Source organism: Pseudomonas sp. NY15435, assembly GCF_048068295.1.
Classification (GTDB): Bacteria; Pseudomonadota; Gammaproteobacteria; order Pseudomonadales; family Pseudomonadaceae; genus Pseudomonas.
In genome coordinates this window covers 148033-173629 of the sequence record NZ_JBLUQA010000002.1, presented here as the reverse complement: position 1 = coordinate 173629, position 25597 = coordinate 148033, and the positions used below count along the sequence as shown (strand labels likewise).

At 66.3% G+C, this 25597-nt stretch carries 18 protein-coding genes; 7 read left to right on the top strand and 11 right to left on the bottom strand.

Going from position 1 to position 25597, the window contains the following annotated elements:
* Nucleotides 1-151: 151 nt before the first annotated feature.
* Together ACNFH5_RS04860 and ACNFH5_RS04855 are read left to right on the top strand one after the other, a co-directional pair.
* Complete coding sequence (locus ACNFH5_RS04860) at nucleotides 152-886, top strand: energy transducer TonB (RefSeq protein WP_416744578.1); 735 nt, start codon at nucleotides 152-154, stop codon at nucleotides 884-886.
* 37 nt (nucleotides 887-923) lie between these two features.
* A complete protein-coding gene (locus ACNFH5_RS04855) occupies nucleotides 924-1466 on the top strand; it encodes a hydrolase (protein WP_416744577.1) in 543 nt (180 codons plus the stop codon).
* A 19-nt stretch (nucleotides 1467-1485) separates the two neighbouring features.
* Here ACNFH5_RS04855 and ACNFH5_RS04850 read toward each other — a convergent pair whose 3' ends face one another.
* Nucleotides 1486-2376 carry a LysR family transcriptional regulator gene (locus tag ACNFH5_RS04850; RefSeq protein ID WP_416744950.1) on the bottom strand — a complete coding sequence of 297 codons (891 nt, stop codon included), beginning with the start codon at nucleotides 2374-2376 and terminating at the stop codon, nucleotides 1486-1488.
* A 158-nt stretch (nucleotides 2377-2534) separates the two neighbouring features.
* Between ACNFH5_RS04850 and ACNFH5_RS04845 the strand changes: the two genes are divergently transcribed.
* A complete protein-coding gene (locus tag ACNFH5_RS04845; RefSeq protein ID WP_416744576.1) occupies nucleotides 2535-4058 on the top strand; it encodes an MFS transporter in 1524 nt (507 codons plus the stop codon).
* A 61-nt stretch (nucleotides 4059-4119) separates the two neighbouring features.
* Here ACNFH5_RS04845 and rlmF read toward each other — a convergent pair whose 3' ends face one another.
* The 5 genes from rlmF to ACNFH5_RS04820 form a co-directional block, all read right to left on the bottom strand.
* A complete protein-coding gene (gene rlmF / locus ACNFH5_RS04840; RefSeq protein WP_416744575.1) occupies nucleotides 4120-5127 on the bottom strand; it encodes a 23S rRNA (adenine(1618)-N(6))-methyltransferase RlmF in 1008 nt (335 codons plus the stop codon).
* Between the two features lie 52 nt (nucleotides 5128-5179).
* The gene (locus tag ACNFH5_RS04835) at nucleotides 5180-5758 is read right to left on the bottom strand and encodes a VTT domain-containing protein (protein ID WP_416744574.1); all 579 of its coding nucleotides are present in this window, start codon (nucleotides 5756-5758) and stop codon (nucleotides 5180-5182) included.
* 10 nt (nucleotides 5759-5768) lie between these two features.
* Nucleotides 5769-6065 carry a winged helix-turn-helix domain-containing protein gene (locus tag ACNFH5_RS04830; RefSeq protein ID WP_416744573.1) on the bottom strand — a complete coding sequence of 99 codons (297 nt, stop codon included), beginning with the start codon at nucleotides 6063-6065 and terminating at the stop codon, nucleotides 5769-5771.
* A gap of 22 nt (nucleotides 6066-6087) precedes the next feature.
* A complete protein-coding gene (locus ACNFH5_RS04825) occupies nucleotides 6088-7917 on the bottom strand; it encodes an SLC13 family permease (protein ID WP_416744572.1) in 1830 nt (609 codons plus the stop codon).
* 111 nt (nucleotides 7918-8028) lie between these two features.
* Nucleotides 8029-9684 carry a thiamine pyrophosphate-binding protein gene (locus ACNFH5_RS04820; protein ID WP_416744571.1) on the bottom strand — a complete coding sequence of 552 codons (1656 nt, stop codon included), beginning with the start codon at nucleotides 9682-9684 and terminating at the stop codon, nucleotides 8029-8031.
* Between the two features lie 197 nt (nucleotides 9685-9881).
* Between ACNFH5_RS04820 and ACNFH5_RS04815 the strand changes: the two genes are divergently transcribed.
* The gene (locus tag ACNFH5_RS04815) at nucleotides 9882-14843 is read left to right on the top strand and encodes a C39 family peptidase (protein WP_416744570.1); all 4962 of its coding nucleotides are present in this window, start codon (nucleotides 9882-9884) and stop codon (nucleotides 14841-14843) included.
* A gap of 174 nt (nucleotides 14844-15017) precedes the next feature.
* A complete protein-coding gene (locus ACNFH5_RS04810) occupies nucleotides 15018-16922 on the top strand; it encodes a M14 family metallopeptidase (RefSeq protein ID WP_416744569.1) in 1905 nt (634 codons plus the stop codon).
* 125 nt (nucleotides 16923-17047) lie between these two features.
* On the opposite strand, the gene ACNFH5_RS04805 is transcribed toward ACNFH5_RS04810, so the two are convergent.
* The 4 genes from ACNFH5_RS04805 to ACNFH5_RS04790 form a co-directional block, all read right to left on the bottom strand.
* Nucleotides 17048-19897 carry a valine--tRNA ligase gene (locus ACNFH5_RS04805; RefSeq protein WP_416744568.1) on the bottom strand — a complete coding sequence of 950 codons (2850 nt, stop codon included), beginning with the start codon at nucleotides 19895-19897 and terminating at the stop codon, nucleotides 17048-17050.
* Nucleotides 19898-20116: 219 nt separating this feature from the next.
* Entirely contained in the window at nucleotides 20117-20488 is a 372-nt protein-coding gene (locus ACNFH5_RS04800; RefSeq protein ID WP_416744567.1) for a DNA polymerase III subunit chi, read from the bottom strand.
* A gap of 19 nt (nucleotides 20489-20507) precedes the next feature.
* Nucleotides 20508-20936: a DNA polymerase III subunit chi gene (locus ACNFH5_RS04795; RefSeq protein WP_416744566.1), complete on the bottom strand. Its 429-nt coding sequence runs from the start codon at nucleotides 20934-20936 to the stop codon at nucleotides 20508-20510.
* Nucleotides 20937-20970: 34 nt separating this feature from the next.
* Nucleotides 20971-22461 carry a leucyl aminopeptidase gene (locus ACNFH5_RS04790; protein ID WP_416744565.1) on the bottom strand — a complete coding sequence of 497 codons (1491 nt, stop codon included), beginning with the start codon at nucleotides 22459-22461 and terminating at the stop codon, nucleotides 20971-20973.
* Nucleotides 22462-22651: 190 nt separating this feature from the next.
* On the opposite strand from ACNFH5_RS04790, the gene lptF reads away from it, so the two are divergent.
* Nucleotides 22652-23776 (top strand): LPS export ABC transporter permease LptF, encoded by a 1125-nt coding sequence (lptF, locus tag ACNFH5_RS04785; protein WP_416744564.1) that lies wholly within the window; start codon nucleotides 22652-22654, stop codon nucleotides 23774-23776.
* Entirely contained in the window at nucleotides 23769-24836 is a 1068-nt protein-coding gene (lptG, locus tag ACNFH5_RS04780) for an LPS export ABC transporter permease LptG (RefSeq protein WP_416744563.1), read from the top strand. Before lptF ends, lptG begins: the two co-directional genes overlap by 8 nt.
* A 128-nt stretch (nucleotides 24837-24964) precedes the next feature.
* On the opposite strand, the gene ACNFH5_RS04775 is transcribed toward lptG, so the two are convergent.
* Nucleotides 24965-25480 (bottom strand): RDD family protein, encoded by a 516-nt coding sequence (locus ACNFH5_RS04775; RefSeq protein WP_416744562.1) that lies wholly within the window; start codon nucleotides 25478-25480, stop codon nucleotides 24965-24967.
* Between the last annotated feature and the right edge of the window lie 117 nt (nucleotides 25481-25597).

Below are 25597 nucleotides of genomic sequence, written 5' to 3'. Positions count from 1 at the left end.
CTTCTCTCCCAGGCTCGTTGTTGTGTTGTTCTGGCGGCATAGGGTGCGTGCTTGAGCGGCGCCTGCCAAGAGGGCCTGCAGCTTGTGAGGGAAAGTGGCGCAGCGCTACCATCGCGCCCCTCATGAAAATGGAGCTTCAGGATTGGATCGCATGGAGAAAGCAAAGGGTATCGCGCGCATCGGTCTGCTGCTGGCGCTGGCAGTATTGGCGGCATGCAGCAGCACAAAGAAGGACGACGCGCCACGGCTCGTTGCACGTTACATGGCTCCTCCGGAGTATCCTCAGGAGTTCCGGCCCCTTGGGATCGATGGTTCGGTGAAGACCACGTTCGATATCGAGCCCAGCGGCGAGGTTTCCAATGTGCAGATCGTCGAATCGACCCATCCCGCGCTGGCCGATGCCGTACGCGAGCGCGTGGCCCAGTGGCGGTTCGATCCCTGGACGCCGACTGCCACCCATCCGGCGCCGCAGGAGGTGATCAAGACCTTCAACTTCAAGCAGGTCGAAGCCGGCACGCCCATTCTGGGCGCGGACAAATCCGCGGACGAAAACGAAGCGAACCCTGGCGTGGGGCTGGCGAACACGATTCGCGACCTGCTCGCCCAGCCGTGCAGTGCGATCAGCAGCCAGTACGCCGATTTCCACAAGGCCTACCCGGATCGTCCACTGGATCAACTGCCGAGCTTCCGCATGACCAGTGGTGCGCTGTTCCTCGTTCAGCTCAGCGGCAAGCTGGATGTCGAGAAGAACCTCCAGGTCGGCAAGCTCTTCGATGCTGCTTTGCCCGGTGTACTGGAGCGCTGCCAGCAGCAGCCGCAGGCCGTCTACTCGGACGTCCTTTTTGATGAGATGCGTCGCGCGCGTGTTGACAGCGCCCGCTCCTGAGCCCAAAAACAGGGCTGGACCTGCGAGGAATTTCTCCATGCTGATGCGCGCCCAAACCTCCTGCCTGCTGATCATCGACATCCAGGAGCGCCTGTTCCCGGCCATCCACGACAACGAGGCGGTGCTGGAACACAGCGCCTGGCTGCTGGCCATCGCCCGGCGGCTGGGCGTTTCGGTGCTGGCCACCGAGCAGTATCCGAAGGGCCTCGGGCCGACGCTGCCGACGCTGCGTGACGAACTGGCGGAAGTCGAGGTGCTGGAGAAGATCGCCTTCTCCGCCGTCGCCGATCCGGGGCTGTTGCAGATGCCCGGCGGCGATAGTCGGCAGTTCGTGGTGTGCGGCACCGAAGCACACGTCTGTGTGTTGCAGACGGTGCTCGGGCTGCTCGCCGAGGATCGCCAGGTCTATGTGGTGGACGAGGCCGTCGGCTCGCGCCGCCCGCAGGACAAGGCGCTGGCGCTGGAGCGCATGCGTCAGGCCGGGGCGGTGATCGTCTCGCGGGAGATGGTCGCCTTCGAATGGATGGAGCGTGCCTGCACGGAAGTCTTCCGCGAGATCAGCAAGCAGTTCATCCGCTGATCGGTCTGTGAGTCCACCCTCAACGGGTGACGAACAGGCGGTCGCCGAGAAAGTCGAGGAACACCCGTAGCTTCAGCGGCATGCGCCGACCCGCCGGCCACAAGGCGTGGAAACTGCCCTGGTGCGTGGTGTGTTCGCTCAGCACCTGCACCAGGCGGCCATCGCTCAGCGCGCTGCGCACCGAAAAGTCGGGCAGGCAGGCGATGCCCATGCCCTGGCTGGCGACGTTGATCAGCATGTCGGCGGTGTTGCAGATCAGCCCGCCGTCGAGGCGCGGTTCCGTTTCGCCCGGTGCGAGGTTCAACGGCCAGCGCTGTACCAGCCCGCTGCTGGGGTAGCGGTAGTGCAGGCACAGATGCTGGTTGAGGTCCGCCGGGCGCCGGGGCGTACCGTACTGGCGCAGGTAGGTCGGGGCGGCCACCAGCAGCAGGCTGAAGTCGCCCAGCTTGCGCGCCTTGAGACGCGAGTCGCGCAGCTCGCCGCCGCGCACCACGAGATCGAAGCCCTCGTCGATGACGTCCACCAGGCGGTCGGTGAAATCGATGTCCAGCTGGATGCGCGGATAGCAGCGGAGGAACTCCGGCAGCACCTGGGGCAGCAGCCCGGCCACCAGCGGCATGCTGACCTTCAGTCGGCCGCGAGCCTGCTGGGTGGACAGCGCCAGTTCCTGCTCCGCTGCTTCCAGCTCGTCGAGGATGCGCCGGCAACGCTCGAGAAACAGTTGGCCTTCGTTGGAGAGGCTGAGGCTGCGTGTGCTGCGATGGAACAGGCGCACGCCCAGGCGTTCCTCCAGGCGGGCGATGCTCTTGCCCACCGCCGAGGCGGAAAGGCCGAGCAGGCGCGCGGCCTGGGCGAAGCTCAGAGTCTCGGCGACCTGGAGGAATACGCGAAGGCCGTTGAGGCTGTCCATGTACATGCGTCCGTTTGGGCGGGCGGCCATTGTGCCGCGCCGCGAACCTTCGATTGCGGACAGTGATGTCCGTTTTGTTCGGAATCCTAGCCTGTTTTTCCGCAATGCCGGGTTGGGTAGCGTTCGGCGGGTCTTCTTCGGATCATTGCGGACCCACCATGAACCCTTCCCACGACACTTCCGAAAACCAGCCCGCCACGTCGCGCTGGCTGCTGTTGCTGGCGGCCAGCCTGACGGCGGTGCTGATTCCTCTCTGCTTCACCGGCCCTGCCGTGGTGTTGCCAGCCATCGCCCTTGAACTGGGCGGCTCGGCCGTGGCGCTGAACTGGATCGTCAACGGTTACGTGCTGGCCTACGGCGCGGCGATGATGGCGGCCGGCAGCCTGGCGGACGTGTATGGGCGCAAGCGTGTCTGGCTGGTCGGCCTGGCGCTGTTCTGCGTCACTACGCTGGCGATTCCTCTGGCCGGTTCGGTGGCGACCATCGATGTGCTGCGCCTGTTGCAGGGCGCCGGTGGTTCGGCGGCCTTCGCCGCCGCCATGGCGGCGCTGGCACAGGAGTTCGACGGACCGATCCGCACGCGGGTGTTCAGCCTGCTGGGCACTACCTTCGGCGTCGGCCTTGCATTCGGCCCGTTACTCGCCGGCTGGCTCACCGATGGGCCGGGCTGGCGCTGGGTGTTCCTGGTGCCAGCGGTTTGCGCGCTGGCTTCGGTGCCGGTGGTGGTGCGCCATTGCCGCGAGACACGAGACCCGCAGGCGCGCGGTCTCGACTGGCCGGGAGCGCTGAGCTTTACCGCTGCGCTCAGCCTGTTTACCTACGGTCTGTTGCTGGCACCGGAACAGGGCTGGAGTAGCCTTGTGGTCATTGTCACCCTGGTGGCGAGCGCCCTGCTGCTGGCGGCGTTCATCGTCATCGAGCAGCGTGTGGAGCGCCCATTGCTGGACCTGTCGCTGTTCAGCCAATGGCACTTCGTCGGCGTGCAGTTGCTGGGTGCGTCGCCGGCGTTCGCCTACGTGGTCTTGATCGTGCTGCTGCCGGGGCGCTTCATCGGTATCGAGGGGCAGGGCGCGCTCCAGGCAGGCTGGACCATGCTGGCGTTGTCGGCGCCGCTGCTGGTGGTGCCCTTTGTTGCGGCGTTATTGGCGAAGCATTTCAGTGCGGGCAGCCTGTCGGCGATCGGGCTGTTGATCGTGGCGGGCGGGCTGCTCTGGCTGGCGCGCAGCCTGGAGGCGGGCATAGCGCCGGATGCGCCGTTGCTGGTAATCGGCATCGGTATCGGCTTGCCCTGGGGGTTGATGGACGGGCTGGCGGTGAGCGTGGTGGAGCGCGAACGCGCGGGCATGGCCACCGGTATCTTCAACACGGTGCGGGTGTCCGCCGATGCGGTGGCCATCGCGCTGGTCGGTGCCTTGTTGGCGACCTTGATCGCGGCGCAGCTGGAGCCGCTGGGGTTGCCCACGGTGGATCGGCTGATGAGCGCCAACCAGCTGGCCATCGGCAACCTGGCGGCGGTGGTCGAGCAACTGCCGCAGCTGGCGCCTGAGCAATTGCGCCGTGATTACGTGGCGGTGTTCAGCCGAGTGCTGCAACTGCTCGCGGGCGTGACCTTCCTCGTTGCCGGGCTGGTGTTCCTGCTGCTGGGCCGGGAGCGCATACCGGCCATGGCAGCCGAAGTCTGATAGCGGCGCTTATCCGCCCAGCTCTCGACGACGGCGCATAACGCGTGCCGCGTTATGCGCCCTACGGTTGGGCTCGGCGGTGTTCCGGCTCGAGGAAGGTCCAGGCGACGAAGCGGCTCTGTTTCTGCCCCTGGGCCATGTCCACGGTGCGAATGGAAATGGCGCCGGCCTTTTTCAGCGCACGGCGGAAGTCGTCGAGGTTACCGGCCTTGGACACCAGCGAGCTGAACCAGCGCACCTGCTGGCCGACCTCGGCGCTCTCCGCCGCCAGCTTGCGCAGGAAGGCGATCTCGCCGCCTTCGCACCACAGCTCGTTGCTCTGCCCGCCGAAGTTCAGCTTGGGCAGTTGGCGCGACGGGTCGAGCTTGCCGAGGTTCTTCCATTTGCGCCGGCTGCCGCTGCTGGCTTCCTCGGGCGAGGCATGGAAGGGCGGGTTGCACAGGGTTGCGTCGAAGCGCTCAGCGGCACCGAGCAGGCCGCGGAAGATGTGCTTCGGATCGTGCTGCTGGCGCAGTTCGATGGCATCGGCCAGGCCCGGATTGCCGTTGACGATGGCGTGGGCGGAGGCGAGGGCGGCCGGCTCGATGTCCGAACCGAGGAAGCGCCAGCCATAGTCGCGGTGGCCGATCAGCGGGTAGATGCAGTTGGCGCCGACGCCGATGTCCAGCACGCGCACATCCGGCCCGCGCGGCACGCTGCCGCCGTTTTCCTCGGCGAGCAGGTCGGCGAGGTAGTGCACGTAATCCGCACGACCGGGGATCGGTGGGCAGAGGAAGCCGGCGGGAATGTCCCACTGGCCGATAGCGTATTGCGCCTTGAGCAGCGCGCGGTTGAACACACGCACTGCTTCGGGGTTGGCGAAGTCGATGCTTGGTTTGCCGTAGGGGTTGGTGATGACGAAACGGCCCAGCTCCGGGCAGCCCTCGATCAGCGCCGGGAAATCGTAGTGGCCCTGGTGGCGGTTGCGCGGGTGCAGCAGGTTCGGTCGCTTGGCAGCGGGATCGCGCAGCGCCTGGGCAGGTTTCGCGGGCGCGGCGGGACGTTTTGACGGTTTTGGCGGTTTCGACATGGGGGCGCGCAGGGCAGGGAAGCGGTGGACGATTTTCCCACAGATGGGCGCTTCAGCCGAGCAGCACGTTGCTCAGTCGGTCGAACAGCAGGCAGCAGAGCAGCAGCGGTATCGGCAGGCCGAGCAGGGTGCCGAGCATGTAGGGCCAGAAACCGATGCCCGAGAGCGCCAGGCTGTAGTTCAGCGTCGGTGAAGTGATGAAGGCGTGACGCAGCAGGAACACGCTGCTGGCGGGGCGCTGGTCGAGATGGCTGAACACTGCGCGGGTCAGCTTGTTGTTCAGCAGGCGCAGGCCGTTGCCACCGACAGCACGCACGACCAGGAAGGTGAAGCCGCAGGAGAACACCGCCGCGCAATAGGTGATCAGCCCGCCCCAGAGTTTGCCCATGGCCAGCACGGCGGCGGCGAGGAACAGCAGGCCGGGGATGTGCAGCAGGTTGCCCAGGGCGAACAGCCCGACGAACAGCAGCAGGCCGTGCAGGCGGTTGTCGGTCAGCTCGCTGCGCAGGTAGTCGAGGCTGAACTCTTCGTGCAGGCCGCTGGCGCGGTAGAGCAGAACCAGCACCACGGCGAAGGCCAGCAGCAGGATCAGTCGACGAATGCGCCAGAGGGCGGGTGGGACGGCAAGCATGCGGGCGGGCTCAGGGGTACTGCAGGATGTCCTTGATCTTCGGCAGGTGCGCAGCGATCCAGCGCGGATCGATGGCGCCCCAATCGCGGATGCGGTAGTGACCTGCGTTGTTGCGCTCGCCGTCGTGCTGTTCGAAGACGCAGTCGATATCCAGGTCGGCCAGCGCGGCCAGGGTGTCCTGGGCAGTGCGGCGGGGCATGCCGGTGGCCTCCATCAGCGCCGGGACGCTGGTCGCGGTGCCGCTGTCGATCAGCCAGGCGACGTACAGGCGACGGTAGAAACTGCTTTTGGTCTTGCTGACTTCCATCGGGACATTCCTTTGTGGACTGCTACAGCGGCAGCAGCCAGGGTACCAGCACAACGCTGACGATCATCACCAGAATCGTGAAGGGTACGCCAACCTTGACGAAATCGGCGAAGCGATAGCGCCCCGGCCCCAGCACCAGGGTGTTCACCGGCGAGGAGATCGGCGTCATGAACGCGGCCGACGCGGCCAGCGCGACGATCATCGCGAAGGCTTCCGGGGATGCCCCCAGGGCCTTGGCCGTGGCGATGGCGACCGGAGCCATGAGCACGGCGGTAGCGGTGTTGGAGATGAACAGGCCGATCACCGCCGTCAGCACGAACAGGCTGGCAAGGATGGCATAGGTTCCCGCGCCGCCGAGGGCGCCGACCAGGCCATTGACCGCCAGGGTGATGCCGCCGGTCTTCTGCAGGGCGAGAGCGAAGGGCAGCATGCCGACGATCAGCAGCAGGCTCTGCCAGTGGATGGCACGGTAGGCACTGTCCATGTCGATGCAGCGGAACGCGCCCATCAGCAGGCAGGCGATCAGTGCGGCCATGACGTTGGGCACCAGCCCGCTGACCATCAGGATCACCATCACCGCCAGGCTGAACAGCGCGTGTGGCGCCTGGCTGGCGGCAGGGGCGGCCTCATCGACCTCGGCGGGCAGGCTGAGCACCAGGAAGTCGCGGGCGCGCGCCTGCAACTGGCGGATCTCCTTCCAGCCGCCGATCACCAGCAGCGTGTCGCCGACCTTCAGCTTGGCGTCCAGCAGGCCTTCCACCAGTGCTTCGCGGTTGCGCCGCAGGCCGACCACGTTGAGGCCGAACTGGCTGCGGAATTCCAGGTCCAGCACGCTCTTGCCTTGTAGCGCGGATTCCGGCGGCAGGGTGACTTCGGCCATGCCGACCTCGTGGGCGCGCTCGGTGAAGTAGTCGCCCTGCAGGCTCAGCGGCTCCAGGCCGAATTCGTGGTACATGCCCAGCAGGTCGCTGCGGTCGCCGTAGATATCCACCAGCAGCACGTCGCCGGCATGCAGCACGATGTTGGCGCTGGGGCTGAGGATCTTCAGGCGGAAGTGCACCATGCGCTCGATGGCGACCACGTTGGTGCCGGCGCGGGCGCGCAGTTCGATGTCGCCCAGGCTCATGCCCACCAGTTGCGAGTCGGCACGGATGCGCAGGCGGCGCTCGCGGCCGGCGAGCTGGTAGTCGCGGATCAGGTCGCTGAGGGTGCGACGCTTGACGCTCTGTTTGTCGTCGTCGCTGTCATCACCCAGCCAGCGCCGCGCCACCAGCATGTAGCCGACGCCGAGCACCAGCACCACCAGGCCGAACGGCGTGAAGCTGAAGAAGCCGAAGCCCTTCGAACCTTCGCGCACCAGCTCGCTGTGGATAACCACGTTGGGTGCAGTGGCGACCAGGGTGAGCATGCCGCTGATCAGCCCGGCGAAGCTCAGCGGCATCATCAGCCGGCGCGGCGACACGTGCAGGCGCGCAGCGATGCTCAGCACCACGGGGATGAAGATGGCGACCACGCCGGTGGAGCTCATCACCGAGCCCAGGCCGGCCACGGCGAGCATCAGCAGCACCAGCAGGCGCGTCTCGCTGGCGCCGGCCCGGCGGGTCAGCCATTCACCGATGCGGTAGGCCACGCCGGTGCGCACCAGGCCTTCGCCGATGACGAACAGCGCGGCGATCAGGATGACGTTGGGATCGGCGAAGCCGGCCAGCGATTCCTGCACGCTGAGGATGCCGGACAGTGGCAGGGCGACCATCACCAGCAGGGCGACCACGTCCATCCGCGGACGGTTGATGACGAACAGCCCGACGGCGGTGGCGAGCAGGGCGAGGACCCAGATCAGTTGCAGACTCATGCGCTTCCCTAGCGGATTTTCGGCGCCATTGTGCCCGCTGGCGCGGGCGCAATGCCTTGACCCGGTGCAGCTTAGCGAAGCCTGCGCTGCTGCGTGTGAAGCGAAAAGTCCTCAGGGCAGCCGTGCGACCGGGGTGATCTGCCGCGGATCGGTACGCAGCTCGATCAGTGCCGGCTTGCCGCTGGCCTGGGCGCGCTGGAAGGCGTCGGCGAAATCCTCGGTGCGTTCGACCAGTTCACCATGGACGCCGAAGGCGCGGGCGAGGGCGACGAAGTCGGGGTTGCGCAGTTGCGTGGCACTGATGCGGCCAGGGTATTCGCGCTCCTGGTGCATGCGGATGGTGCCGAGCATGCCGTTGTTGGCCACGATGACGGTCAGCGCGGCGCCATATTGCACGGCGGTGGCCAGTTCCTGCGGGTACATCATGAAACAGCCGTCGCCGGCGAAGCACACCACGCTGCGCTGCGGATCGCGCAGCTTGGCGGCGATGGCGGCGGGGAAGCCGTAGCCCATGGCGCCGTTGGTGGGCGCGAGCTGGCTGCGCGGCGAGCGATAGCGGTAGAAACGGTGCACCCAGACGGCGTAGTTGCCGGCCCCGTTACTGACCACGGCGTCGTCCGGCAACGTCTCGTTCAGGTACTGGACGACCTGCGTCAGGTCCACGCCCCGCGGCGGTTCTGCGTTCTGCGGCGGGGTGATGTAGCTGAGGTAATCGGCGCGGGCAGCGGCGGTCCATTCGACCCACGGCGTTTCGGCGAGAGGCGCGAGGCCGGCCAGGGCGGCGGCGATCTCCGGCATGCCGGATTCGATGGTCTGGTCAGCCTGGTAGACGCGGCCCAGTTCGCTGGCGTCGGCGTAGACGTGGATCATCGACTGCAATGGGCGTGGGCTCTGGATGAGGGTGTAGCCGGCGCTGGGCGTTTCACTCAGGCGCGAGCCGAGCACCAGCAACAGGTCCGCTTCCTGGACGCGCGCGCTGAGCATGGGCGAGGCGCCGAAGCCGAGTTGGCCGGCGTACTGCTCGTCGCGGTTGTCGATCAGGTCCTGACGGCGGAACGAGGCCACCAGCGGCAGATGGTTGGCGCGGGCGAAGGCTCGTACCTGTTGGCAGGCTTCGGTGGTCCAGCCGGTGCCGCCAACGATCAGCAGCGGGCGTTTTGCCCGGGCGAGGCGCTCGCGCAGTTCGGCCAGTGCGTCGGCGCTCGGAGCGGCGCGGGTAATCGGCGTCGGCTGCACATCAGCGACTTGTGCCGCGCCGAACAGCACTTCCTCCGGCAGCCCTATGACCACCGGGCCGGGCCGCCCGGACTGGGCGACGCGGAAGGCGCGGGCGACGATTTCGGGGATGCGGCGGATGTCATCGATCTCGGTGGCCCACTTGGCCAGGCCGCCGAACATCTGCCGGTAGTCCACCTCCTGGAAGGCCTCGCGGCCCTTGAAGGCGCTTTCCACCTGGCCGATGAAGAGGATCATCGGCGTCGAGTCCTGCATCGCCGTGTGCACGCCGTTGGCCGCGTGGGTCGCGCCCGGCCCCCGGGTGACGAAGCAGATGCCGGGCCGGCCGGTGAGCTTGCCGTAGGCATCGGCCATGTTCGAGGCGGCGCCTTCGTGGCGGGTGACGATGGTCTGGATATCGGCGGCGTCGTGCAGGGCATCGAGCACCGGCAGGTAGCTTTCGCCGGGGATGCAGTAGACGGTGTCCGTGGCGTGGTGCAGCAGGGCATCGACGAGGATCTGGCCGCCGTTGCGGGCTGGAGAGTCTGGCATGGCTGTTCGCTTGAGGGGGGACGGGTGCCGGTGATCTTCAGCCAAGCAGCGGCGCCTTCCAAGCGACGATTCTTCCGGAGGTCATTCCGGCAAGGAATGGCGCCACAGCGGGCCGAACCTGGCTGTCGGCAAAAAGACACTGGTCGATCTTTCGAGGGCACGGCACTATCTTCCTGCCATCTGGGAGGGCGTAGTCAATGAACGGATTCGATCTGGAACCCTGCGTCGCGGCGGGCAGCGTCGCGGACATCGCGCACATCGAGCGGCTGTGCGACATCGGCAGATTTCAGGATGCCTACGAGCAGGCCTTGAGGCTGGGGCCGCTGGAGGAGTGGCGGGGGCCGCAGGCCCTGGCGCTGGCCTCGCGACTGCTGCGGCACCTGGGGGCGCAGCGGCTGGCACGGGTTTTCGCCTGGCGCGCCTGGCGTGCCGACCGACGCAGCTATGCCGGTTGTCTGGTGCATGGGCGAGAGCTGTTGTCGCGGCGCGGACACTATTTCGTCTGGCGCTGGATCCATCAGCTGGCTCCGCTCCACGGCACCGCCGATGAAGAGGCGGAGTGGCTGTCTTTCATCGCGCTGCAGGCTGCACATCTGCGCGACTTCACTCGCTCCCGCGAGACCATGGAGCGCGCCCTGGAGTTGAGCCCGGGGCAAGCCTGGTTGCACGTCGAGCAGGCTTACTGCCTGGAACAGGAGGACCGCTTCGCCGAGGCGTTGCAGGCCTGCGAGCGGGTGCTGGAAACCTGGCCCGATTACCGGGCGGCCCAGCAACAGGCCGCGTCGATGGAGATGCTGTTGGGCTGCGACGCCGAGGCTATGGCGCGCTTGCAGGTTGCGGCCCGGGACACCCAGAGCGCGGCATTGCTCTCGCAGCTTGGCGGGTGGCTGATCGAGCATCAGCGCCTCGACGAGGCCGAGCAGACCCTGCGGCGGGCCGAGGCCTGCGCCATCCTCAACGACGCAGGGCTCAAGCGCTGGTATGCGGCGCGCTACTGCGATATCGCCTGCCTGCGCGGCGACTACGAAAACGGCCGGCACTATGCCGAACAGGCCGGCCCTGGCTTCTACCAGGGGATCGCTGAAAAACTGCGGGCGCCCCAGGGGCAGCGTCGCCTGCTGCCGGTATCTTTCGTTCGGCAGCACCACGTCACCTGCGGCCCCGCGACATTGACCGCGATCGCCCGGTTCTGGGGGCGAGGTGTCGAACATCTGCAGGTCGCGGAGGAGATTTGCTACGACGGCACACCACATTTCGCGGAGCGCAACTGGGCCGAGCGCAATGGCTGGCTGGCGCGTGAGTTCACTGTCGACTGGGGTAGTTGTGTCGCGCTCATAGACCGCGGCATCCCGTTCACTCTCACCACGCAGACCACCGGCAGCGGACACCTGCAGGCTGTCATCGGTTACGACGCCCCCCGTGGCACCTTGTTGCTGCGCGATCCATCTCAACGCGATTACAACGAACTGCTCGCCGAATCCTTCTTTGCCGAACGCAAGGCTTTCGGTCCGCGCGGCATGCTGATGCTGCCGGCTGACGAGGCAGCGCGGCTGGAGGGCTTGGAGCTTCCCGACGCGGCGCAGTGGGATGCCTATTACGCCGTGATCGGCGCCCTGGAAGTGCATCATCGGGAACAGGCGCGGGAAGGACTCGCCAGGATGCTGCAGCACTGGCCCGATGACCGCCTGACGGCACAGGCCGAACGAGCCCTGGCCGGGTACGACGGCAGCGAGGCGGGCCGCCTGGCGGCCACCGAAAAATTGCTGAGGATGTTCCCCGAGGACGCCAACCTGAGGTTGTCCAAGGCGTCGTCGCTGGAGCAGCTGGCGACCCGCGCGGAACAGCAGGAGTGGTATTCGCAGATCGCGGAGCACAGCGCGGACGTCTGGGTGCTGGTGCGCCACGCGCATTTCCTCGCCGAGGACGGTAGCCGCCAGGCGCAGGCACAGGCGCTTTTCCAGCGGGCCCTGTATGGTCATCCGACGCTGGCGACGGCCTGGCAGGGCCTTGCTTCGCTGCTCTGGGGCGAGGGCCGGCAGGAGGAGGCCACCGAGTTGTATCGGGTTGCCGCCTGCCTCGATGAGTTCAATGAAGGCCACGCGCTGGCCTTCTTCCGCTCCAGCCGCTGGTTGCGCCAGGGCGAAGTGGCGCTGGAATTCCTCCGGCAACGGGCTGAACGCCTGGGAAATCGCAACAGCGGGCCGGTGATCAGTCTGTGCCAACTGCTCGATGAACTGGAGCGCGTGCAGGAGATGTTCACGTTGCTGGAGCGGGGGCTCGCGCGACTGCCCGAGGACCCTGAACTGCTGCTGTACGCCTCGGACGCCTATGGGCGCTACGGCCGGCTCGAGGAAGCCGAGGCCTGCCTGCGCCGGGCCGAGTCGCGCTGCCAGCGCGGGCGCTGGGTGCGCGCCCACGCCTGGCACCTGCAGCGCAGTGGCGCCGACCATGATCTGGCCTTGCAGGAGGTGGGCGAGGCGCTCGAGCAGGAGCCGCTCAACCTGGGCCTGCAACGCCTGTACGCCGATCTGCTGCAGAAGCGCCAGGGACGGGCGGCGGCACTTGCGCACCTGGCTGACCTCGTGGCCCGTTACCCCCATCACTGCGGGGTAGCGGAGATGCACTACGGATGGCTTTCGAGCGAGCCGCTGGTCGACAAGGAGCGCGCATTGCGCCATCTGCTGGCGATCAACCCGGCCTATCCCTGGGCGCTGCGCGAACTGGCGGTCAACCTGGCCAACCAGGCGCGCGGCGATGAGGCGCTGGAGCAGGCCGAGGTCGCGCTTGGATTGGAACCGCGTTCGTCTAACGGTGCCTCGACCATGGCCTTCGTGCGCCTGCGGCGCGGCGAGCGCGAGATGGCGCGGGAATACCTGCGACTGGCGCTGGAGCGCTCGGTAGACAACGACTACGCCATCGAGACACTAGTGGAACTGGCCGCCAGCCGGGAAGAAAGCCTGCAGGCGCTGACCCTGGTGGCCGACCAGCTCAGGCGGCAGGTGACCTTTGGTGACGGCCTGCTGGGCTACCAGCGCGTCGCGCAGCCACTGCTCGAAGCGGAGGCGGTTCTGCAGACGCTGCAGGAGGCGCTGGCGCAGCGCCCCGACCTGTGGCAAGCCTGGCTGGCGGTCGCGATCCAGCAACGCGCGTGCGGCCAGCAGGAGGCCGCCAGCACCCTGCTGAGCAGCGCCATCGAGCGCTTCCCTCTGCTGCCGCGCCTTTACCTGGAGCTGGCCCAGCTGCACCTTGTCGCGAAGGACTTTGCCGCGTGTCGCGAGGTGCTGGAGAAGAGCTTCGCCATCAACCTCGTCTGGGTTCCGGCCATTCGCACCTACCTGGAATCGCTGCTGGAGGAAGATGCCGAGCTGGCGCCGGGGCTGGCGCTGCTGAAGCGTGCGCTGCTGCGCGAGCCGGAGAATACTGCTTTGCGGGTCTGGCAGGCATATCTGCTGGGGCGCGTCGAGCGCTTCGTCAAGCAGCGCGAGGCGCTGGAAAGGGCCCTGAAGGAAGAGCCGGATAACCAGTGGGCGTGGAATCAGCTGCGAGAGCTGGACGAGCGCGAGCGCACGCCGGAAGCGGCCGTCACGCTGGCCAGGCAACTGGTGGAACTGCGCGCCGGCGATCCGGCCGCCTGGCAGGCCTTGGCCGAACTCAGCCAGGGTGACGAGCGTGGCGCGGCCCTGCGTGAAGCGTTGCGCCTGGCGCCTTTCGGCTGGGCGGCGGGAGAGGGCTATCTGAAATGGCTGATCGAGCAGCGCCGCTTCGAGGAGGTGGGCCAGTGGCTCGATGGGCCGCCCTGGCAGGGCAACGCGCCGGTGGAGTTCGAGTTGTACCGCGCTCGCGCCCAGCGCGCCGCGGGGCGGAACCGGGAGGCGGTTGGCGCGCTGCGGCAACTGTTGGCGCGGGCGGAAAACTTCTTCGAAGGCTGGCGCCAACTGGCCGACTATCACGACGAGGATGGCGAGGCCGCGCCTTATGTCGAAGCCGCCCGGCAGATGGTCGCACTGCGCCCGCAACTGGCGATGGCCCATGGCTTCCTGGGGCATGCGCTGGTCGCCGCCGCGCAGCCTGCCCAGGCGGAGGCCTCCTTCGAGCGCGCCCTGGAACTGGACGCCAACTACCCGTTCGCCTGGTTCCAGCTGTTCGACCTGCGCCTGGATCGCCAGGCGACTGTCGCCTGCGAGGAAATGCTGCACGCCATGGCCGTCCACACGACGGGGCCGGCCCTCGATCTGCGGATGGTGCGCCTCGGTGTGGCCGAGGACCGTTTCGCCGCGCACCTTCGCGACGGCCTGAAACGCCTCGCGCAGAGTGACGAGGACGTCGGGGAAGTCTGGAGCCGGGCCGAAGACGCCGTAATGGGGGCCGCGCGCGAGCATGTTCTGGTGCAGGAGGTTGAGCAAAGCCTGCAGCAGGGCAGCGCCAATACGGTCGCCGCTCGCGCCTGGCTGCGCCGCCAGGCTGGGGCGCTGGTGCCGGGGGGCCTGCTGAGGGCGTTCAAGCGCATGCTGCCCAAGGACCGCCAGGGAAATCTCGCCGTGGCGATGTTGGGCCTGCTGGCCGACCGCCCCGCTGATAGTGCGGTGCTGCGCAGCACCTGTTACCTGCTGCGCGAAACGATGAAAAGAGACATGCGGATCTGGTCCCATGCCAGCTACGCGCTCTCCAACCATGACGAGTGGTACACCCTGACCAGCATGCTGGGCGACTGGCGCGAGCGCAACGACGCACCGGCCTGGGCGCTGGACAACCTTTCCCTGGGCCTGCGCGAGCTGGGCAGGGACGAGGAGGCGGGCGAAGTCTCCCGGCGCGCCCTTGCCCTGGATGACGGCAACCTGGAGGCCCGGTTGTGGCTGACTGTCGATCACGCGATCAGCGATGACCTGGGCGCGTTGGCCAGCGGCCTGGCGGTGATTCCCGTGGAGTCGCTGCGGCCTTACTACGCCTGCCTGTGGCACCTGGCGGAGGGCTATCGCGAGGCGCGCGAAAGTGGGCATGCGCGTCATGCGCAGGGGCAATTCGAACTGGCGCGCCGGCAGGCGGCGGGCAGTCGCAGCCACGGGGTCTATCGTCGGCTGCGCCGCAGACTGGCCGCGGCGCTGGCAAGGCGTCAGCGCTCCTGGCTGGAACGCCTATGGTGGCGGATCCAGCTGCACTGAGTCGCTGTTGCCGACATCAACAGGCGGCGCCGGCGGCCATTCAGGGCAGCCGGGCCGCTCGGCGACGCAGGGCGCGACGACGAACCGCGCTGGTATTTGCCCAGGGTTGACTATGGTTGATGCACGGACGCACCTGCGTCCGCAGGACGTTTTGTTGCAGAAGGAGACCCTCCCATGTACCCCCTTTCGTCCCGAGCGCTACTCGCCGGCCTGTTCGCCACCTCCAGCCTGCCCCTATACGCCGCCCTGCCTTCGGCGCCGGGGTATGTCGATGACAGCGGTTACAGCGCCGCGGCCAAGACCCGAATCCTCCCGGCGATGTTCGAGCAGAAGCTCACCAGCACGAAGTACATCGCCAAGTCCGACAATCCCTTGATCACCCTGGCCGAATCCAGCGGCTTCAAGGAAACTTCCGATTACCACCAGACCCGCGCCTGGTTGCAGAAGCTGGCGGATGCCTCCGGCGGCGCCGTCACCCTGAGCGACCTGCCGGAGAACAGCGCCACCGGCGAGCCGATGCTGCTGGTGACCGCCAGCCGCGAGGCGGACAAGTCCGTGGCGGGGTTGAACAAGTCCGGCAAGCCGACCATCTTCGTCGAAGCGGAAATCCACCCCGGCGAAGCCAACGGCAAGGATGCGATGTTCATGCTGCTGCGTGACATGACCACTGGCGACAAGCCACTGGCGGGGCTGCTGGACAAGATCAACATCGTCTTCATCCCCACCGTGAACATCGACGGCGACCTGCGCCGCAGCCCCTACGGGCGGATCAACCAGAACGGCCCGGAGGTCACCGGCTGGCGGGTCAACGGTCTGAACTACAACCTCAACCGCGACTTCACCAAGCTCGACAGCGCGGAAATCCGCAACGTCGCCTCGGTGTTCAACCAGTATGACCTGAGCTTCTTCGCCGATACCCACTCCACCGATGGCGCCATGTACCCCTACGACAGCTCCTATTGCCACAACGGCAATGGTTGGTCGCCGGCCTCCAGCGAGTGGATGGACAAGGTCATGCGGCCACCGGTGTACAAGGAGCTGGAAGGCGACGGCCATGTGGTCCACGAGTGCATCAGCTTCAACGACAACCAGGACCCGACCAAAGGCTATTACCCCTATCGCACGGACCTGGCGCGTTTCTCCAACCAATACGGCGACATCCGCAACGTGCCGTCGATCCTCATCGAGCAGCACGCGCTGCATCCTTATGAAACCCAGGTGCTGGGCAACTATGTGATGCTCAAGGCGATGTTCCAGGTGATCGGCGACAACGCCGAATCGCTCAAGCAGGCCATCGCCAAGGACCGCGAGCGCCTGGCCGCGCAGAAGGAGGTGATCCTCACCTGGAAGCCTGGCAAGGAGCAGCACACGCCGTTCACCGTCGGCGACTACCGCTACGAGGAATCACCGATCACCGGCAAGAAGACCATCGTCTGGAGCAACAAGCCCAAGCAACTCAACGTGCCGATCAGCGACAACTCGGTGCCGGACCTGGTGGTGAAGCGGCCGAAGCAGTTCGTGGTGCCGGTGCAATGGAGCGAGGTGATCGCTCGGCTGAAGTCCCATGGAATCCAGATGAAGACCCTGGACAAGGCCACGCCCATCGAGGTGACCCTGAACCGCATGGACGACATCAAGCTGGCGGGCGGCTTCGAGCCTGACCGCGCCGCCACCAACGAGATTCCCGGCTACGAGGGGCACCTGCTGGTCAGCGGCGTGGGCAAGCCGTTCCAGAGATTGCAGACCTACCCGGCGGGCTCGGTGGTGATCGATACCGACCAGCCGCTGGGCGTGCTGGCGATTAACCTGCTGACGGCGGAAAGCCCGGACTCGTTCTGGTCCTGGGGCTTCTTCAACTCGACCCTGGTGGTGGCCGAGGAGCCGGAGGAGTACGTGATGGAGCCGATGGCGCGCAAGATGCTCGCCGAGGATCCGAAGCTCAAGGCCGAGTTCGAGAAGAAGCTCAAGGACGACAAGGCCTTCGCCAAGGACGCCCAGGCGCGCCTGCAGTGGTTCTACCAGCGCACGCCGTTCTATGACGTGAATGCCTACGTGTATCCGGTGGGGGCGGTGTACTAGAAGCTGACTCTAGGAGCGAGCTTGCTCGCGAACAGGCCTGGAGCTGGGCGGTTCGCGAGCAAGCTCGCTCCTACAGAGGGCTGCGGAAAGCACAAGGCCCGCATTGGCGGGCCTTGTGGTGGCACTTACAGGCTGGCGATCTTCTCGCGCTGCTGGATCAGGTTGGTCACCGCCTGCTCGGCTTCAGCCAGCTTGGCGCGTTCCTTCTCGATCACTTCCGGCGGGGCCTTGGCGACGAAGCCTTCGTTGGACAGCTTGCCGCCCACGCGTTTGACTTCGCCTTCCAGGCGCTGGATTTCCTTGTCCAGGCGCGCCATCTCGGCAGCCTTGTCGATCAGGCCGGCCATCGGTACCAGTACCTGCAGATCACCGACCAGCGCGGTGGCGGACATCGGCGGTTCTTCGCCTTCGTCCAGCACACGGATGGTCTCGAGCTTGGCCAGCTTCATCAGCAGCGGCTCGTTGTCGGCGAGGCGACGGTGGTCTTCGGGCGATGCGTTGTTCAGTACCAGGTCGATGCGCTTGGCCATGGAGATGTTCATCTCGCCGCGGATCTGGCGGATGCCCAGCATCAGGGCCTTGACCCACTCGATGTCGCCTTCGGCGGCCGCGTCGATCTTCGCCTCGTCGGCAATCGGCCAGGGTTGCAGCATCAGGGTGTCACCGGACTTGCCAGCGGCGGTCTTGATGCGCTGCCAGATTTCCTCGGTGATGAACGGCATGAACGGGTGCGCCAGGCGCAGTGCGGTTTCCAGCACGCGCGCCAGGGTGCGACGGGTGCCGCGCTGACGTTCGATCGGCGCGTTTTCGTCCCACAGCACCGGCTTGACCAGTTCCAGGTACCAGGCGCAGTACTCGTCCCAGATGAACTCGTAGAGGGCCTGGGTGGCGAGGTCGAAGCGGAAGGCGTCGAGCTGACGGGCGACTTCGATCTCGGTGCGCTGCAGAGCGGAGATGATCCAGCGGTCCACCGAGGACAGCTCGACCGGCTCGCCATTCACGCCGGTGTCCTTGCCATCGGTGTTCTCGATGACGAAGTTGGCGGCGTTCCACAGCTTGTTGCAGAAGTTGCGATAGCCCTCGACGCGGCCCATGTCGAACTTGATGTCACGACCGGTGGACGCCAGCGAGCAGAAGGTGAAGCGCAGGGCGTCGGTGCCGTAGCTGGCGATGCCTTCGGGGAACTCGGCCTTGGTCTGCTTGGCGATCTTCTCGGCGAGCTTGGGCTGCATCATGCCGCTGGTGCGTTTCTCCAGCAGCTCGTCCAAGGTAATGCCATCGACGATGTCCAGCGGGTCGAGCACGTTGCCCTTGGACTTGGACATCTTCTGGCCCTGGCCATCGCGTACCAGACCGTGGACGTAGACGGTCTTGAACGGGATCTGCGCGGTGCCATCGCCATTCTTGATCAGGTGCATGGTCAGCATGATCATGCGCGCAACCCAGAAGAAGATGATGTCGAAGCCGGTCACCAGCACGTCGGTGGGGTGGAAGGTCTTCAGGTACTCGGTCTGTTCCGGCCAGCCGAGGGTGGAGAAGGTCCACAGGCCCGAGCTGAACCAGGTGTCCAGTACGTCTTCGTCCTGGCGCAGGTTGGCGTCGCCCAGGTTGTGCTTGGCGCGGACTTCGGCTTCGTTGCGGCCGACGTAGACGTTGCCGGCATCGTCGTACCAGGCCGGGATGCGGTGGCCCCACCACAGCTGACGGCTGATGCACCAGTCCTGGATGTCGCGCATCCAGCTGAAGTACATGTTTTCGTACTGCTTGGGCACGAACTGGATGCGGCCATCTTCCACGGCGGCGATGGCGGGTTCGGCCAGCGGCTTGGTGGAGACGTACCACTGGTCGGTCAGCCAGGGTTCGATGACGGTGCCGGAGCGGTCGCCCTTGGGCACTTTCAGTGCGTGGTCGTCGATCTTCTCGAGTAGGCCGGCGGCCTCGAAGTCGGCGACGATCTGCTTGCGTGCGACGAAGCGGTCGAGGCCGGCGTAGGCGGCCGGCAGGCTGGCGTCGAACTCGGCGTTGACGCTGCCGTCGAGCTGGAACACCTGGGCGGTACCGAGCACGGCGGCGTTCTTGTCGAAGATGTTGATCAGCGGCAGGTTGTGGCGCTTGCCGACTTCATAGTCGTTGAAGTCGTGGGCCGGGGTGATCTTCACGCAGCCGGTGCCGAACTCGCGGTCGACGTAGTCGTCGGCGATGATCGGGATGCGCCGGCCCACCAGCGGCAGGTCGATGAAGGTGCCGATCAGAGCGGCGTAACGCTCGTCTTCCGGGTGCACGGCGACGGCGCTGTCACCCAGCATGGTTTCCGGACGGGTGGTGGCGACGATCAGGTGATCCTTGCCGTCGGCGGTCTTGTTGCCGTCGGCCAGCGGGTAGCGCAGGTGCCAGAGGTGGCCCTTCTCGTCGTGGTTCTCCACTTCCAGGTCGGAAATGGCGGTGTGGAACTTGGTGTCCCAGTTGACCAGGCGCTTGCCGCGGTAGATCAGGCCGTCGTCGTGCAGGCGCACGAAGGCTTCCTTGACCGCTTCGGAGAGGCCGTCGTCCATGGTGAAGCGCTCGCGCGACCAGTCCACGGAGGAGCCCAGGCGACGAATCTGGCGGGTAATGGTGCCGCCGGACTGGTCCTTCCATTCCCAGACCTTCTCCAGGAACTTCTCGCGGCCCAGGTCATGACGGGCGATGCCCTGCGCGGCCAGTTGGCGCTCCACCACCATCTGGGTGGCGATGCCGGCGTGGTCGGTGCCCGGCTGCCACAGGGTGTTGCGGCCCTGCATGCGGCGGTAGCGGATCAGCGCGTCCATGATGGCGTTGTTGAAGCCGTGACCCATGTGCAGGCTGCCGGTGACGTTCGGCGGCGGGATCATGATGGTGTACGGCTCGCCGGAACCTTGCGGGGCGAAGTAGTTCTCTTTCTCCCACAGGGGGTACCAGTGGGATTCGATGGCGTGGGGCTGGTAGGTCTTGTCCATGAGCGCGGCGGGACCCTGATAAGGCTAGACGGAAAACCGCTGAGTATAACGGGAGGCGGGGCGCTCAGGCCACCGGCGCGGATGGCCATGCGCCCAAAGGGGGCTGTAGGAGCGAGCTTGCTCGCGAACCCGCCTGATGCCTGATGGTTCGGGCATGAAGCTTCGCGAGCAAGGGCTAGGCGCTCCCTCGTTCCTACAGAGAGGGATCGGGTTTGGCAGTCAGGGCTTGCGCTGCGCCAGCAGGCGCTGCATGCGCGCTTCGAGGCGGCGCTGCAGTTCGGCTTCGATCTGTGGGGCGAAGTCGTCGAGGACGTCCTGCAGGATCAGCTGGGCGGCGGCGCGCAGCTCCAGGTCCAGGCGGCTCAGCTCGCTGGCTGCAGGCGATGCCTGCGGCGCGGCGGGTTGCGCAACGGCCGGCTCCGGCGCCTGCGGCGCGGGCGTGACGACGTCGGAGAGCAGCGGAATGTTATCCGGCTCGAAGGATTCGGTGAGCAGGGGCGGCTCGGCGCCCGACTCGTCCAGCAGGTCCTGGATCTTCTTCAGGTCTTCCAGCAGGTGGTCGGGGTCGTGCGGGGGCTTGCGGTTGTCCATGGTCTTGGCGGAGACGCTCTCAAGGGCGCGGCAGGCGGTGATCCTGCAAAGGATAGCCCTGCTCGCGGTAGCGACGGAAATTCTCCCGCGCGGCCTGACGAATCGCCGGTTCCTCGATCACCAGTTCGGCGACCCGGTTGAAGCGGTCGACGAAGACGGGGATGGCCAGGGTCAGGTTGATCAGCAGGTCCCGGTGGCTCTCCGGCGGCTCGCCGAGGGCGAGTACGATCGGCGAGTCGGCGTCTTCTTCCACCGCATTGTGTGGGATGAAGGTTTCGCCCCGGAAGTTCCACAGCCGGGCATCCAGCGCTTCGCGCTGGGCCTCGTCGCTGCACAGCACGAAGATGCGCATGCCTTGCCGCCAGGCCTTTTCGGCGAGGCGGCAGGCGATGGTCAGGCGTGCGTCGGGATCGGCGCTGGGAATGACGTAGAAATCTACACGCGTCATGCGTTCGATCCCATCGGCAGGTTGCACTGTGCCATTACTTGGCGCGGTCCAGCAGGTACTGGGTCAGCAGCGGAACCGGGCGGCCAGTGGCGCCCTTGTCCTTGCCGCCGCTGATCCACGCGGTGCCGGCGATGTCCAGGTGCGCCCAGTGGAACTTCTTGGCGAAGCGCGACAGGAAGCAGCCGGCGGTGATGGTGCCGGCCTTCGGCCCGCCGATGTTGGCGATGTCGGCGAACGGGCTGTCCAGCTGCTCCTGGTACTCGTCGAACAGCGGCAGTTGCCAGGCGCGGTCGTCGGCGACTTCACCGGCCTTGAGCAGTTGCTTGACCAGCGCGTCGTTGTTGCCCATCAGGCCCGAGGTGTTGGAACCCAGGGCGACGATGCAGGCGCCGGTGAGGGTGGCAATGTCCACCACGGACTGCGGCTTGAAGCGCTCGACATAGGTCAGCGCGTCGCACAGCACCAGGCGGCCTTCGGCGTCGGTGTTGAGGATTTCGACAGTCTGGCCGCTCATGGTGGTGACGATGTCGCCCGGACGGGTGGCGCCGCCGCTGGGCATGTTCTCGGCGCAGGCCATGACGCCCACCAGGTTGATCGGCAGTTGCAGCTCCAGCACGGCGCGGAAGGTGCCGAACACGGAGGCGGCGCCGCACATGTCGAACTTCATCTCGTCCATGCCCAGGCCTGGCTTGAGGCTGATGCCGCCGGTGTCGAAGGTGATGCCCTTGCCGACCAGGACGTGCGGAGCCTCGTCCTTCTTCTTCGCGCCGTTGTATTGCAGCACGATCAGGCGCGGCGGCTGGTCGCTGCCCTGGGCGACAGCGAGGAAGGAGCCCATGCCCAGTTCGCGCAGTTTCTTCTCGTCGAGCACTTCGACCTTCAGGCCCTTGTATTCCTTGCCCAGCGCCTTGGCCTGCTCGCCGAGGAAGGTCGGGTGGCAGAGGTTTGGCGGCAGGTTGCCCAGGTCGCGGGTCAGGGCCATGCCGTTGGCGATGGCCTGGGCTTCCTTGGCGCCTTGCTCGACGGCAGCGGTATCGGCCTTGTCGGTGAGCAGGGTGATTTTCTTCAGCTTCGGCGCTTCGGCCTTCTGGCTCTTGAAACGGTCGAAGACGTAGGTGCCGTCGGCCAGGGTTTCCACCTGCAGGCGGGCCTTGCCATGGGCATTACGGCCTTTCACGGCCAGGTCGCCCAGGGCCAGGACGGCGTCGCCGCCGCCCAGGTTCTTCAGGTTGCCGAGGACGGCGGAAACCAGTTTGCGGTAGGCGCGGTCGGAGAGTTCGCGCTCTTTGCCGGCGCCGACCAGCAGGACGCGCTCGGCCTTAAGGTTGGGTAAATCCTGCAGTAGTAGAGTCTGGCCCACCTTGCCTGCCAGATCGCCACGCTTGAGCAGGTTGGCGATGGCTCCGCCGGTGGCTTCGTCGACGGCCTTGGCGGTGGCGCCAAGCTTGCGGCCTTCGCCCACGGCGATGACCAGGGTGGCGGTCTTGAGAGTTTCCGGACGTACGCTTTTTACAAGGAATTCCATGGCTGAGTGTCCCCGGGACAAAGAGCAGAATGGTCTGCGAATGAAGATGGACTGCGCAGTGACAGGCCTGGCGAATCGCAGGATAATGCCGGCTATTTGCGCTGGGTCGCGTCCGCGCGCACCCGGCAATGCTTCACGGCGGCTAGTTTGAGCGTAGCCGCCTGAGCGTGACAACCCTGGAGTGTCCGGTTTGATTGTCTTCCGTTACCTGTCCCGTGAAGTGCTGATCACCATGAGCGCGGTGAGCGCCGTGCTGCTGGTCATCATCATGAGCGGCCGTTTCATCAAGTACCTGGCGCAGGCGGCCCAAGGCCTGCTCGATCCGGGTTCGCTGTTCATGATCATGGGCGTGCGCCTGCCGGGCTTCCTGCAGCTGATCCTGCCGCTGGGCCTGTTCCTCGGCATCCTGCTGGCCTATGGCCGCCTGTACCTGGACAGCGAGATGACCGTGCTCACCGCCACCGGCATGAGCCAGCAGCGCTTGCTGGCCATCACCTTGGCGCCGGCGCTGTTCATCGCCCTGCTGGTGGCGTGGTTGAGCCTGTGGCTGGCGCCCCAGGGCATCACCCAGATGCAGCTGCTGCTGAACAAGCAGGACGCGATGACCGAGTTCGACACCTTGGCGCCGGGGCGCTTCCAGTCGATGCGCGACGGCACGCGGGTGACCTATACCGAAACCCTGGCCAACGAACGGACAGAGCTGGGCGGGGTGTTCATCTCCGACAAGAACCGCCCGCGCAACGGCAAGGACGGCGGCACTTCGGTACTGGTCGGCACCACCGGCGTGCAGGAAATCCACGCGGACGGCAGTCGCTACCTGATCCTCAAGGATGGCTACCGCTACGACGGTACGCCTGGCCAGGCCGATTACCGCGAGATCAAGTACGACACCTACGCCGCGCTCCTGCCCAAGCCGGAAGTGAGCAGCGAGATCGACGACCGCGACGCCATCCCCACCTCCGAACTGCTGGGCAGCGATGACCCGCGCATGCAGTCCGAGCTGCAGTGGCGCCTGTCCATCCCGTTGCTGGTGTTTGTAGTGACTGTGCTGGCGGTGCCGCTGTCGCGTGTCAACCCGCGTCAGGGCCGCTTCCTCAAGCTGCTGCCGGCGGTGCTGCTGTACATGGCCTACCTGGCCCTGCTGATCGCCGGGCGCGGCATGCTCGACAAGGGCAAGATCCCCATGGCTCTCGGCTTGTGGTGGATCCACGGGATATTCCTGGCCATTGGCCTGTTGTTGCTGTACTGGGAGCCGCTGCGTCTGAAGCTGGCCGCCAAGCGAGCGAAGTCGGGCGGGGAGCTGAAGCATGCGTAAGCTGGATCGTTACATCGGCACGACCGTCTTCGTTTCCATTCTCGCGGTGCTCGGGGTGATTCTCGGGCTGGCCGAGCTGTTCGCCTTCGTCGACCAGTTGGGGCAGATCAGCGACACCTACACCCTCGGCGAGGCGCTCAAGTTCGTCCTGCTGACCGCGCCCAGCCGCGCCTACGACATGCTGCCGATGGCCGCGCTGATCGGCTGCCTGGTGGGCCTGGGTACCCTGGCCAGCAACAGCGAGCTGACCATCATGCGCGCCGCCGGTGTATCGCTGCAGCGCATCGTCTGGGCGGTGATGAAGCCGATGCTGGTGCTGATGTTTGCCGGCATCCTGATCGGCGAGTACGTGATTCCCTACACCGAAACCGCCGCCCAGAGCGGCCGCGCCCTGGCCCAGAGCGGCAACGGCTCGCAAAGCTCCAAGTCGGGACTGTGGCACCGCCAGGGCCACGAGTTCATCCACATCAACGTGGTGCGCCCGGACGGTGTGCTGCTGGGTGTGACCCGCTACAACTTCGACGACAACCGCCGCCTGCAGTCCGCGAGCTTCGCCCGCCAGGCCGTGTTCGAGAACAACCAGTGGCAACTGCAGGACGTGACCACCAGCGTGCTGCACGCCGCGGAAAAACGCAGTGAAGTGGTGAGCGCGGCGAGCGAGACCTGGAACATCCAGCTCAGCCCGCAGTTGCTCAACACCGTGGTGATGGAGCCCGAAGCGCTGTCGATCACCGGCCTGTGGGGCTACATCCATTACCTGCAGGACCAGGGCCTGAGCTCGAACCGCTACTGGCTGGCGTTCTGGACCAAGATCCTGCAACCGCTGGTAACGGCCGCCCTGGTGCTGATGGCGATCTCGTTCATCTTCGGCCCGCTGCGCAGCGTGACCCTCGGTCAGCGCGTGTTCACCGGCGTGCTCGTGGGCTTCACCTTCCGCATCGCCCAGGACCTGCTCGGCCCGTCCAGCCAGGTGTTCAACTTCCCGCCGCTGCTGGCGGTGCTGGTACCGGCGGCGATCTGCGCCTTCCTCGGCACCCTGTTGTTGAAGCGAGCCGGATAAGCCCTGTAGGAGCGAGCTTGCTCGCGAACCTCTTGCCACCGAGTGGGGATGTATCGCGAGCAAGCTCGCTCCTACAGAGAGCAAAAGCAAAAAAGCCGGCAATCGCCGGCTTTTTTGTGCCCCGAGGATCAGCCTCGGCCCTGTGTGGCCTTGCGCACAGCCTTGGGAATCTGGATCACCACGCTTTCCGAGTAGCGGTCCTGCCAGGTGCGCTTGTCCTTGTCCCAGAGCATCCAGAGGAAGCCGAGGCCGGCGCAGGCCCACGAACCGATGGCGATGACGAAGCGCAGCAGCGCCTGCATCAGGCTGATGCGCGTGCCGTCGGCGTTCTGTACGCGCACGCCCCAGACCTGCATGCCCAGGGTCTGGCCGCTGTGGGTCCAGAACTTCGCGAAGAAGGCGAACACGCTGATGAACAGCAGGCTGGAGAGCAGCGGGTCGCCGGTCAGCGCGCCCTGGTCGGCCAGCATCCGGAGCTTCTCGCTTCCATAGATCAGGCGCAGGAAGCCTTGCTGGTAGATCAGTGTCACGACCATCAGCAGGGCCACGCAGAGCAGGAAGTCGTAGAACATCGCGGCAAGGCGACGGAGGAGCGTGGCGGGCGGGAAGTTTCCCACGGGCTGGAGCTGCTGCGGCTTGGACATGAGCGTCTTCTGTGGCGATCAGGGTGGATGGGGCCGGGATTATACGGATTCCGCCGCGCAGCGCCCGACGGCGGAGGCTGTTCTAAGCTCAAACCACGCCGCTGCCCACGGGGGAGT

Excerpts from the sequence above, each read along its gene's own strand:
- ACNFH5_RS04835 (WP_416744574.1), bottom strand. The coding sequence starts at position 5,758 with ATGCTTGCCGTCCCACCCGCCCTCTGGCGCATTCGTCGACTGATCCTG.
- ACNFH5_RS04850 (WP_416744950.1), bottom strand. The coding sequence starts at position 2,376 with ATGGACAGCCTCAACGGCCTTCGCGTATTCCTCCAGGTCGCCGAGACT.
- ACNFH5_RS04790 (WP_416744565.1), bottom strand. The coding sequence starts at position 22,461 with ATGGAATTCCTTGTAAAAAGCGTACGTCCGGAAACTCTCAAGACCGCC.
- ACNFH5_RS04845 (WP_416744576.1), top strand. The coding sequence starts at position 2,535 with ATGAACCCTTCCCACGACACTTCCGAAAACCAGCCCGCCACGTCGCGC.
- ACNFH5_RS04800 (WP_416744567.1), bottom strand. The coding sequence starts at position 20,488 with ATGGACAACCGCAAGCCCCCGCACGACCCCGACCACCTGCTGGAAGAC.
- ACNFH5_RS04795 (WP_416744566.1), bottom strand. The coding sequence starts at position 20,936 with ATGACGCGTGTAGATTTCTACGTCATTCCCAGCGCCGATCCCGACGCA.
- ACNFH5_RS04805 (WP_416744568.1), bottom strand. The coding sequence starts at position 19,897 with ATGGACAAGACCTACCAGCCCCACGCCATCGAATCCCACTGGTACCCC.
- ACNFH5_RS04775 (WP_416744562.1), bottom strand. The coding sequence starts at position 25,480 with ATGTCCAAGCCGCAGCAGCTCCAGCCCGTGGGAAACTTCCCGCCCGCC.
- ACNFH5_RS04855 (WP_416744577.1), top strand. The coding sequence starts at position 924 with ATGCTGATGCGCGCCCAAACCTCCTGCCTGCTGATCATCGACATCCAG.
- ACNFH5_RS04820 (WP_416744571.1), bottom strand. The coding sequence starts at position 9,684 with ATGCCAGACTCTCCAGCCCGCAACGGCGGCCAGATCCTCGTCGATGCC.
- ACNFH5_RS04810 (WP_416744569.1), top strand. The coding sequence starts at position 15,018 with ATGTACCCCCTTTCGTCCCGAGCGCTACTCGCCGGCCTGTTCGCCACC.
- rlmF (WP_416744575.1), bottom strand. The coding sequence starts at position 5,127 with ATGTCGAAACCGCCAAAACCGTCAAAACGTCCCGCCGCGCCCGCGAAA.
- ACNFH5_RS04825 (WP_416744572.1), bottom strand. The coding sequence starts at position 7,917 with ATGAGTCTGCAACTGATCTGGGTCCTCGCCCTGCTCGCCACCGCCGTC.
- ACNFH5_RS04815 (WP_416744570.1), top strand. The coding sequence starts at position 9,882 with ATGAACGGATTCGATCTGGAACCCTGCGTCGCGGCGGGCAGCGTCGCG.
- lptG (WP_416744563.1), top strand. The coding sequence starts at position 23,769 with ATGCGTAAGCTGGATCGTTACATCGGCACGACCGTCTTCGTTTCCATT.
- ACNFH5_RS04860 (WP_416744578.1), top strand. The coding sequence starts at position 152 with ATGGAGAAAGCAAAGGGTATCGCGCGCATCGGTCTGCTGCTGGCGCTG.
- ACNFH5_RS04830 (WP_416744573.1), bottom strand. The coding sequence starts at position 6,065 with ATGGAAGTCAGCAAGACCAAAAGCAGTTTCTACCGTCGCCTGTACGTC.